The organism is Sulfuricella sp. (assembly GCF_035531155.1).
Lineage (GTDB): Bacteria > Pseudomonadota > Gammaproteobacteria > Burkholderiales > Sulfuricellaceae > Sulfuricella.
In genome coordinates this window covers 20365-29824 of the sequence record NZ_DATKTK010000047.1, presented here as the reverse complement: position 1 = coordinate 29824, position 9460 = coordinate 20365, and the positions used below count along the sequence as shown (strand labels likewise).

Annotated in this window: 10 protein-coding genes; 3 read left to right on the top strand and 7 right to left on the bottom strand. The window is 59.7% G+C overall.

Features of this window, described 5'->3' with window-relative positions; genetic code table 11:
* Positions 1-142: 142 nt before the first annotated feature.
* The 7 genes from VMV64_RS10105 to aroE form a co-directional block, all read right to left on the bottom strand.
* Positions 143-910 carry an anti-sigma factor gene (locus tag VMV64_RS10105; protein ID WP_325329875.1) on the bottom strand — a complete coding sequence of 256 codons (768 nt, stop codon included), beginning with the start codon at positions 908-910 and terminating at the stop codon, positions 143-145.
* Positions 907-1416, bottom strand: a complete 510-nt coding sequence (locus VMV64_RS10100) for an RNA polymerase sigma factor (RefSeq protein ID WP_325329873.1) — start codon at positions 1414-1416, stop codon at positions 907-909. Before VMV64_RS10100 ends, VMV64_RS10105 begins: the two co-directional genes overlap by 4 nt.
* Positions 1417-1422: 6 nt before the next feature.
* On the bottom strand, positions 1423-1854 hold the full coding sequence (locus tag VMV64_RS10095) for a nuclear transport factor 2 family protein (RefSeq protein WP_325329871.1): 432 nt from the start codon (positions 1852-1854) through the stop codon (positions 1423-1425).
* Between the two features lie 90 nt (positions 1855-1944).
* On the bottom strand, positions 1945-2604 hold the full coding sequence (locus VMV64_RS10090; protein ID WP_325329869.1) for a DUF1614 domain-containing protein: 660 nt from the start codon (positions 2602-2604) through the stop codon (positions 1945-1947).
* Between the two features lie 37 nt (positions 2605-2641).
* A complete protein-coding gene (gene mgtE / locus VMV64_RS10085) occupies positions 2642-4084 on the bottom strand; it encodes a magnesium transporter (RefSeq protein ID WP_325329867.1) in 1443 nt (480 codons plus the stop codon).
* 356 nt (positions 4085-4440) lie between these two features.
* Entirely contained in the window at positions 4441-5139 is a 699-nt protein-coding gene (gene mtgA, locus VMV64_RS10080; protein WP_325329865.1) for a monofunctional biosynthetic peptidoglycan transglycosylase, read from the bottom strand.
* A complete protein-coding gene (aroE, locus tag VMV64_RS10075; RefSeq protein ID WP_325329863.1) occupies positions 5133-5951 on the bottom strand; it encodes a shikimate dehydrogenase in 819 nt (272 codons plus the stop codon). Before aroE ends, mtgA begins: the two co-directional genes overlap by 7 nt.
* 177 nt (positions 5952-6128) lie before the next feature.
* On the opposite strand from aroE, the gene VMV64_RS10070 reads away from it, so the two are divergent.
* The 3 genes from VMV64_RS10070 (at position 6129) to VMV64_RS10060 (ending at position 9414) form a co-directional block, all read left to right on the top strand.
* Positions 6129-7223, top strand: a complete 1095-nt coding sequence (locus tag VMV64_RS10070; RefSeq protein WP_325329861.1) for a cation diffusion facilitator family transporter — start codon at positions 6129-6131, stop codon at positions 7221-7223.
* A gap of 193 nt (positions 7224-7416) precedes the next feature.
* Entirely contained in the window at positions 7417-8826 is a 1410-nt protein-coding gene (gene glnA / locus VMV64_RS10065; protein WP_325329859.1) for a glutamate--ammonia ligase, read from the top strand.
* A gap of 135 nt (positions 8827-8961) precedes the next feature.
* Complete coding sequence (locus tag VMV64_RS10060) at positions 8962-9414, top strand: DUF4124 domain-containing protein (RefSeq protein WP_325329857.1); 453 nt, start codon at positions 8962-8964, stop codon at positions 9412-9414.
* The last annotated feature ends 46 nt before the right edge of the window (positions 9415-9460 follow it).

The following is a 9460-nucleotide window of genomic DNA, read 5'->3' as shown; positions in this document are numbered from 1 at the left end:
GATTAACACAGATATACACAGATTATCAATGAGTTACCATTCTCATTCCAATCACCTTTTGGGTGAGGTGAAAATCCTCAACAACACATTGTTTTGTCTGTGTTAATCCGTGTTTATCTGTGGATAAAAGAGGTTTTAAGGGTCAAGGGTTAAGCTGGTGGTAAACGGCTTGCGCCACTTTCAGCAGTTCGGGTTTTTCCAGGTCGCCGGATAGCGCATAGCCGAGCGGCCCATCGATCCAGTAAAACACCCCGATGTTGTTTTCACGCGTATAGCGGAATGCGGTTTCCCGGCTGCCGCCGCCATCCGTACGCACGTACAGGGTGAGACGCTGGCCGCGCCCGTCCTGGTACATGAACTGTGCCGCCGGGCCGCTGCTGCCGGGCAACAGCCGGCCACCGACCAGTTCATAGCCGGCCTCGTTCAGGTGCGGCACCCTGACTGAAACGCCCAGCCGCTTCGACAGCCAAGCCGCCAGGTGGGTTTCCTGCTCTGCGCCCACTTCCACCGGGTGGCGCACTTCCGGGGTGTACACCACATGGGCTACAGCCGCCTGACGGACAAAGGCCATGGTGGTGCCGGAACGCACATCCTGCGCGCCGTGCAGGAACCAGCCGAGGGTACCGCCGATGGTCAGCCACGCCACCACCGCAGCATGGCGCAGTAAGGGCATGTTGTGCCAGGAAGCCGGCTGCGGCCTGTGCAGGCGTGGCGGCACAGGCTCATCCAGCACCGGGTCGAACAGGGCGTGCAAGGCCGCGTTCTGGCGCCGGCAATCCTCCACCCGCCCGGCATCGGCAGGGTGGCTCGCCAGCCAGGCAGCCACTTCCGCACGACGCGGTTCATCCAGTTGGCCATCGGCATAGGCCTGCAATTCGTCCTCGTTCACAGTCTGCATCGGCTCGTTCATTTCACCACCCTCAAAGCCGGCACTGCGCCGCCCGCCATGATCTGGCGCAGACGCTCGCGTCCGCGCGACAGGCGCGACATCACCGTTCCCAGCGGCACATCCAGCACTTTTGCCACTTCCTCGTAACGCATTTCCTCCAGCCCGACCAGCAGCAATATTTCGCGCTGCTCTTGCGGCAGGCGGGCAAGCGCCGCATGCACATCCCTGACCTGGAGCCCGTCTTCCTGGGCGGAACGCACCGGCACATCCAGCGCATCATCCTCCAGCGGCAACAGCATGGGCACAGCACTGCTTTTCCTGACGCCGTTCACATAGACATTGTGCATGATGGAGAACAGCCAGGCGCGCAGGTCGCTGCCGCGCCGCCACAGATGGAACTTGCCCCAGGCTCGCTCCAACGTATCCTGCACCAGATCGTCGGCGCGCGCGCGATCCCCCGTCAGCGCCCGGGCATAGCGGCGCAGGCGGGGGATGTGCTCCTCGATCAGACTGTCTATTTTTTTCACAAAGAGTTAATAACCCAGCGCGAGTTTCGGGTCAATCTGCCACACCTCGTTCACCAGCTTGCCTTCGCGGTAAACCAGCACGTAGCGCACCTTGATCGCGGCCTTGCTCTTGAATTCGACATTGGCGGTGACGGTGCTGCCTTTGGGGTTGGCGCTTTCTTCCAGCTTCGCCACGGTCACTTCGAGCGGCGCATTGGCCTTGGCGAACTTGCCCCAGGCTTCACGGATCTTGTCGCTGCCGGCATAAGCGCCGTCGAGCGGTCCGCCTACCCATTGCAGGCTGGCGTTGTCGGCGTAACCCTGCATGATCTGCTCGACGTTGCCGGCGGCGATCGCTTTGAAGTGAGCGTTGGCATCGTCTGCCGAGCCGGCGAAAGCCGCGGCGGAAAGAGAAAACAGTACGGCGGCGGCGGCGAAAGAATGGGCATTCTTGTTCATGGTTTGCTCCTGTTGATTCAATTGAAGGGAATTACACTCAGGTAAACACCCCGGAACAACCATTTATTCCCAGCGACAAAAAATAATTTTTCAGGTCAGCAGCACGGCGACGATGCCGCTGAGGAAAATCCCATCGAAAGTCCCTGCCCCGCCGATCGAGGCGAAGGGCGCTCCCATTTTGCGGATGTCGTTGATACGGGAAATATCGGCCCCGATCAAGACCCCCAGGGTGCCGCTGATGTAGGCGAGCGGTGCGCTGTACTGCGGGTCGATGATGAGAGAGATCATCGCCGCGACCAGCGGTGCGACAAAAATGGGAATGCCGATCCCCACGCCAGGCACTGGACGGCTCGCCAGCCGGCACACCATGGATACCAGCGCCACCGTCCAGATCACGCTCCACAGACTGAGCAGGGTGTGCTGCAGCAAGTAGGCAGAAAAACCCAACGGCACCAGGCAGCCACCGACGTTGACCGCAACCACGGTCTTGCCGGTGAACTCCATCGGCGGCAGCCTGAGCAGGCTGCGAAACGGTTGCGGCATGGGGGGCGGCGGCCCCTCTGCCTTGACGCTGAACAGCGGCAGGTTGATCAGGCTGCCGAGCAGCGAGACGGACAGCAACAACGTGGCGGAATTGGGCGACAGGCCGAGCTTGTCGAAAGCCAGGGTCAGGGCGCCGACCTGGACAAAGACTGCCAGCAGGCCGAGCGCGACCAGAAGCAGCGCGAAATAAAACGGCGAGAACGGCATGGTTCCATTTACCGGTTAAATCAGAAACACCCTTTTATTAAAGCAGGAAAAGCGTGGCCAGGCCGAGAAAAATGAAAAAACCGCCGCTGTCGGTCACGGCGGTGATCATCACGCTGGAACCCACCGCCGGATCGCGCCCAAGCTTGTGCATGAGCATCGGGATCAGCACCCCCATCAGCGCCGCCAGCACGAGGTTGAGCATCATCGCGCCAGTCATCACCACGCCCAGCGCGGCGTTGCGGTAGAGGAGCCAGGCGACCAGACCGATAATGCCGCCCCAGATCAGCCCGTTGATCAGGCTGACGCCGAGTTCCTTGAGGAACAGCTTGCGGATGCTGCCGCCGCGAATCTGTCCCAGCGCCAGGGCGCGGACGATCATGGTCGTGGTCTGGTTGCCGGAATTGCCGCCGATTCCGGCAACAATCGGCATCAGAGCGGCCAGCGCCACGATCTTCTCGATCGATCCTTCGAACACGCCGATCACGCGCGAGGCGATGAACGCCGTCACCAGGTTGAGGGCCAGCCAGGTCCAGCGGTTCTGGATACTTTTCCACACCGTGGCGAACAAATCTTCCTCTTCGCGCAAGCCGGCCATGGAGAGCATTTCGCTGTCGGTCTCTTCGCGAATGAAGTCCATCACCACGTCCACCGTCAGGCGCCCCACCAGCTTGTTGTTCCGATCCACCACCGGGGCGGAAACCAGGTCATAGCGTTCGAACGCCGAAGCGGCGTCGCCGGCTTCGTCGTCGGGATGGAAGGTCACCGCATCCTCGGCCATCACCGCCGCCACGCTCGCCTCGGGATCATGGACCAGCAGCCGCTTGAAAGACAACACCCCTCTGAAGTTGTCGTTGCGGTCGACCACGAACAGTTTGTCGGTATGGCCCGGTAACTTGCCCAGTCGGCGCAGGTAGCGCAACACCACTTCCAGGCTGATATCGTCGCGAATGGAAACCATGTCGAAATCCATCAGCGAGCCGACCGTATCCTCCGGGTAGGACATGGCCGACTGCAGGTGGGCGCGGTTCTGGCTGTCGAGCGATTCGAGCAACTCCTGCATCACGTCGTGCGGCAGGTCGGGAGCAAGGTCGGCGATTTCGTCGGTGTCGAGCTGTTCGGCGGCGGCGAGGAGTTCCTCGCTGTCCATACTGGCGATCAGGGATTCCCGTACCGCATCGGAAACTTCCAGCAGGATGTCGCCGTCGCGCTCGACCTTGACCAGGTCCCAGACAAGCAGGCGCTGTTCCAGCGGCAAGGCTTCGAGGATGTAAGCAATATCGGCGGAGTGAAGCTCGTCGAGCTTTTTCTGCAATTCGGCCAGATGCTGCTTGTGCACCAGCGTCTCGACCAAATCCTGACGCGGCATGTCCTGTTTATGGACGAGCCCTTCCACCAGCTGATGCCTGCTCAGCAGCTCGATGACCTGCTGCAGTATCTCCTGCAGACTTTCCTGGATCTTGGTTTTTTCAATTTCCGACATGCCGCCTGTCCCTTTGGTATTCAGTCAGCTTTCAGCCTTCGGCAAAACCGCGCGAGTTGCGCACGCAAGCCAAAAGCCGACCGCTGATTGCTGACAGCTATATATGGGGCAAGAAAAAAGGGGGTCGATAACGACCGACCTAGGCCGGCAGGATCACGCTTTAGCCCGTTTTTTCCACTGTTTTCCAGCGGAAAAACCGTCAAGGCCGAAGGAGCGCTGAAGGGGTAACCGCTAGAACAAAAAGTTTGGTGCGAAACTGCTACAACTATGACTGTCCAAGGTAATGGACCTTTAAGTATGAAAACGCGTGAATTTTAATCGCCACCGGCTACTTCTGTCAATTTTGACACATCGAGCTAGGGCGCCTGCACCTGGTTCATCCGCGCCAGGATAATGCCGGTTTTTCTTTCCAGGCCGCGTGCATTGCGGTGGCTGTCGTAATAGCGCGGGTTGGGCACCATCGAAGCGAGTCTGGCCGCCTGCTCCGCGGACAGGCTGGAAGCGCTGGTCTTGTAGTAATGGCGCGCCGCCGCTTCGGCGCCGAACACGCCGTTGCCCCATTCGATAACATTGAGGTAGATCTCGAGAATGCGGCGCTTGCTCATCATCTGTTCCAGCATCACGGTGATTACTGCCTCCTCGCCCTTGCGCCAGAATACCTTCCGGGAAGATAGAAACAGGTTCTTGGCCAGCTGCTGGCTGATGGTGGAGCCGCCGGCGACGATCTTGCCCTTTTTCAGGTTCTTTTCGTAGGCTTTCTGGATGCCCTCCCAGTCGAAGCCTTCGTGGTCGAGAAATTTCGAGTCTTCGGCGGCGATCAGGGCGCGCTTGAGGTTGTTGGAGATGCGGTTGTACGGCACCCACCGGTGGCGCAGCTCGGCGCTGGGATTTTTGTCTTGCAGAACTTCCAGCCGCTGCTCCATGAAGGCGCTGGCGGAGGGGTTGTGATCCACCCACCACCAGATGTGGGCGAAAATCCACAGCTGGTAGATCAGCACCACGGCGACGAACAGGGCGATGCCGCGCCACAGCCAGCGCCACAGGGTTTTCAGCATGATTTCAAAAGCGTGATGACGGACTGTGTTTGTGGCCGCACGCCGCGCCACAGGAAAAAGGATTCCGCCGCCTGCTCGACCAGCATGCCGAGACCGTCGGCCAGATGTGCCGCGCCGTTAGCCTGGGCGAACTGCAGGAAGGGGGTAAGCCCCTTGCCGTACATCATGTCGTAGGCCAGCGCCCCCGGCGCGAACACGCCCTGCGGCAAGGGAGGCAGCGCATCGCTCAGGCTGCTGGAAGTGGCATTGATCACGATATCGAACAGGCTCCCCGCCAGCCGCGCATAATCGCCACCCTCGACCCGGCCATAGGCGGCGAAATGCCGCTCGAGTTCGACGGCCTTTTCCGGTGTGCGGTTGGCAATGGTCAGCCGCTCCGGCTTCTGCAGCAGCAAGGGAAGCAGCACGCCGCGGGCCGCGCCGCCAGCGCCCATCAGCAGCACGCGCTTGCCCGCGAAGGAAATGCCCCGATTTTCCCGAATATCCCGCGTCAGTCCGGCACCATCGGTGTTGTCACCGAGCATCGTGCCGTCCGGCTCGAACTTCAGGGTATTGACCGCTTCCGCCAGACGCGCGCGATCGGTCAGGAGGGTTGCCAATTTCCAGGCTTCCTGCTTGAATGGAACCGTCACATTCAGCCCCTTGCCGCCTTCTGACTGAAACTTCTTCACCGTGCCGGCAAAGTCTTCCAGCGGCGCAAGCATCGCGGCGTAGGTCATATCCTGGTCCGTCTGGCGTGCAAACTCGGCGTGAATCAGCGGGGACTTGCTGTGGGCGATGGGGTTGCCGATAACGGCGTAACGATCGGTCATGAATGTTCTACATTTTAAAGACGTCGAATTATAAGGCAAAAGCCCGCTGATTTGCGTATCATAATGTCCCGAACTCATTGCTTCTTAATCTGAATATCCCCGATGCCCCACCACCCTGCCAAACCGCACGCTGAAATTCACCCTGATCGGATCGGGCGCTTTCAAGCCGCACAAAAAGTGACCTGGATCAGCGTCGCGGTGAACGTGGTACTGACCGTGCTGCAGATCGTAATCGGCCTGTTCGGAAAATCCCAGGCCCTGGTCGCCGACGGCTTGCATTCCCTGTCCGACCTGTTGTGCGATTTCCTGGTGCTGTTCGCCAATCGCCATGGCGCGCGCGACGCGGATGAGGAGCATCCCTACGGCCATGCCCGCATCGAAACCGCCACCACCCTGGCACTCGGGCTGATTTTGCTCGGCGTCGGTGGCGCCCTGTTCTGGGGCGCGGCGATGCGCCTGCAAGACCCCGCCGCGCTGCAAAAAGTCCACGTCGCCACGCTGTGGATCGCCATCCTGACCCTGGCCGGCAAGGAAGCACTGTTCCGCTACATGCTGCATGTCGCGCGCAAACTGCGCTCGCAGATGCTCGAAGCCAATGCCTGGCACGCCCGTTCCGACGCCGCCTCGTCGCTAGTGGTGGTGGCGGGCATCGGCGGCAACCTGCTCGGTTTCACTTCGATGGACATCCTGGCTGCGGTGCTGGTTGCGGTCATGATCATGCGCATGGGCTGGAAGCAGGCATCCCAGGCGATTTCCGAATTGATCGACACCAGCCTGGACAAGAGCGAAGTGGCAGCGATACGTGCAACCCTGCTCGCCACCTCTGGCGTTCATGGCGTGCACGAATTGCGCACCCGCCGCATGGGCGACCGCGCACTGGTGGACGCACATGTGCTGGTAAACCCGCGCATCAGCGTCTCGGAAGGGCACTATATTGCCGAAAGCGCGCGCGCGCGCGTACTCAAACAGCACCATGCGCTCGATGTCATGGTGCACATCGACCCGGAGGATGATTCGTCGGCCAAGCTCAACCAGCACCTGCCCAGTCGTGAAACCTTGATTGCCCATCTGGAACAACTGCTGGGGCAGGCGCTGCCCAGGCATGAAAAAGTGGTATTGCATTATCTGGATGGAAAAGCGGAAGCCGAAATTTTCCTCGCCAGCGAGGTCAGCCGCGAACAGGTCGCCGCACTCAAAGCAGCAATCGCCGACCTGCTCCAGGACGACCCATTTTTTGCCGCCATTCATCTGCATCAACGCCATGCACCATAATGGTGCATGGCGTACCCTTTTTGCACAATTCCGGTGCGTCAAATAAGGGGTGCCGATTTATAAGCAGTTATGGCACAATGCTTTTTTTATGTTTTTGCCTGGCATGTTTCATGCTAACTTGCCTCCCAGTAGCAAAAACCCAGAATTCGAAGTCATTTTTTTGCAAACTTTTAGATAGTTAGGAGATTAAAACATGGCGGTCGCCGACGTTTTGAAAATGATCAAGGACAACGACGTTAAATTCGTTGACCTGCGCTTTACCGATACCCGCGGCAAGGAACAGCACGTTTCCATTCCCGCCCACGTGGTGGACGAAGACTGGTTCGAAAGCGGTCACGCCTTCGACGGTTCCTCCATCGCCGGCTGGAAAGGCATTCAGGCTTCCGACATGCAGCTGATGGCCGATCCGGATACCGCCAACATGGACCCGTTCTTCGACGAATCCACCCTGATCATGTCCTGCGACGTGGTGGAGCCTTCCGACGGCAAGGGCTATGACCGCTGCCCACGCTCCATCGCCAAACGCGCTGAAGCCTACCTGAAATCCACCGGCATTGGCGACACCGCTTACTTCGGTCCGGAACCCGAGTTCTTCATTTTTGACTCCGTCACCTGGCACGCCGACATGTCCGGCGCCTCGGTGAAGATCGAGTCCGAAGAAGCCGCCTGGTCCTCCAGCGAGAAATTCGAAGGCGGCAACGTCGGCCACCGTCCTGGCGTCAAGGGCGGTTACTTCCCGGTTCCTCCTGTCGATTCCTTCCAGGACATCCGTTCCGCCATGTGTTTGGCGCTGGAAGAAATGGGCGTGCCGGTCGAAGTGCATCACCATGAAGTGGCGACCGCCGGCCAGTGCGAAATCGGCACCCGGTTCAGCACCCTGGTGAAACGTGCCGACTGGACCCAGATCCTGAAATACGTGGTGTTCAACGTGGCCCATGCCTACGGCAAGACCGCGACCTTCATGCCCAAGCCCATCGTCGGCGACAACGGCTCCGGCATGCACGTGCACCAGTCGATCTGGAAAGACGGCCAGAACCTGTTCGCCGGCAACGGCTACGGCGGCCTGTCCGAAACGGCTCTGTTCTACATCGGCGGCATCATCAAGCATGCCCGCGCCCTGAATGCGATCACCAACCCCGGCACCAACTCCTACAAGCGTCTGGTTCCAGGCTTCGAAGCTCCGGTGATGCTGGCCTACTCCGCCAAGAACCGCTCCGCCTCGATCCGCATTCCGCACGTAGCCAATCCCAAGGGCCGCCGCATCGAGACCCGTTTCCCGGATCCTTCCGCCAACCCGTACCTGTGCTTCTCCGCTCTGCTGATGGCCGGTCTTGACGGCATCCAGAACAAGATCCACCCGGGCGAGGCCATGGACAAGAACCTTTACGACCTGCCGCCGGAAGAAGAGAAACTGATCCCGACCGTGTGCTCGTCCCTGGATCAGGCGCTGGAATACCTGGACAAGGATCGCGAGTTCCTGACCCGTGGTGGCGTGTTCTCCAATGACTGGATCGACGCCTTCATCGAACTGAAAATGGAAGAAGTCACCCGCTTCCGCATGACCACCCATCCGGTCGAGTTCGCCATGTATTACAGCCTGTAATTTCGGGCATCGCACTTTAAAAGGGCGGGGTAACCCGCCCTTTTTTTATTTGCCTGTCAGCCCCTTCGTCGCCGAGACGTTGATAAAATTTGGCTAATCCCTTAATCTGAACCATCGCAATTATTGAATCGCCTCATGAAAACCACGCTGCTGATTTTTATTTCGCTATTCCTGGGGCAGGCCGCCCACGCCGATATCTACATGACGGTGGATGAAAACGGCCGAAAGACCTACACCAACTTCCCCAAGAAGGGCGCCAAGAAGCTCAATCTCGATCCGCCTTCCTTGATGGCCGCCCCCAAGCCCCGCGCTCCGACCGCAACGCCGCCGGGCTTCCCCCGCATTGACGGCGACACCCAGAAACAGCGCGATGGAACGCGCCGCAGCATTCTGGAGCAGGAGTTGGCTACGGAGCGGAACTTGCTGGATGAGGCCAGGAAAGCACTGGCCGAAGGCGAAGCCACACGCCTGGGCGACGAGCGCAACTACCAGAAATACCTGGATCGGGTGCAGGGCCTGAAGGACAATGTCGCTCTGCACGAAAAGAATGTCGAGGCGCTGAACAAGGAACTGGCCGGCGTAAGGTAACCCCTGCCATCCCTGGCGCGACTCTTGCTACACTCGTAGCCAACCA

What these genes read in the sequence shown, in the direction of transcription:
- VMV64_RS10105 (WP_325329875.1), bottom strand. Translation starts at nt 910, where the DNA reads ATGAACGAGCCGATGCAGACTGTGAACGAGGACGAATTGCAGGCCTAT.
- VMV64_RS10095 (WP_325329871.1), bottom strand. Translation starts at nt 1,854, where the DNA reads ATGAACAAGAATGCCCATTCTTTCGCCGCCGCCGCCGTACTGTTTTCT.
- VMV64_RS10090 (WP_325329869.1), bottom strand. Translation starts at nt 2,604, where the DNA reads ATGCCGTTCTCGCCGTTTTATTTCGCGCTGCTTCTGGTCGCGCTCGGC.
- mgtE (WP_325329867.1), bottom strand. Translation starts at nt 4,084, where the DNA reads ATGTCGGAAATTGAAAAAACCAAGATCCAGGAAAGTCTGCAGGAGATA.
- mtgA (WP_325329865.1), bottom strand. Translation starts at nt 5,139, where the DNA reads ATGCTGAAAACCCTGTGGCGCTGGCTGTGGCGCGGCATCGCCCTGTTC.
- aroE (WP_325329863.1), bottom strand. Translation starts at nt 5,951, where the DNA reads ATGACCGATCGTTACGCCGTTATCGGCAACCCCATCGCCCACAGCAAG.
- glnA (WP_325329859.1), top strand. Translation starts at nt 7,417, where the DNA reads ATGGCGGTCGCCGACGTTTTGAAAATGATCAAGGACAACGACGTTAAA.
- VMV64_RS10060 (WP_325329857.1), top strand. Translation starts at nt 8,962, where the DNA reads ATGAAAACCACGCTGCTGATTTTTATTTCGCTATTCCTGGGGCAGGCC.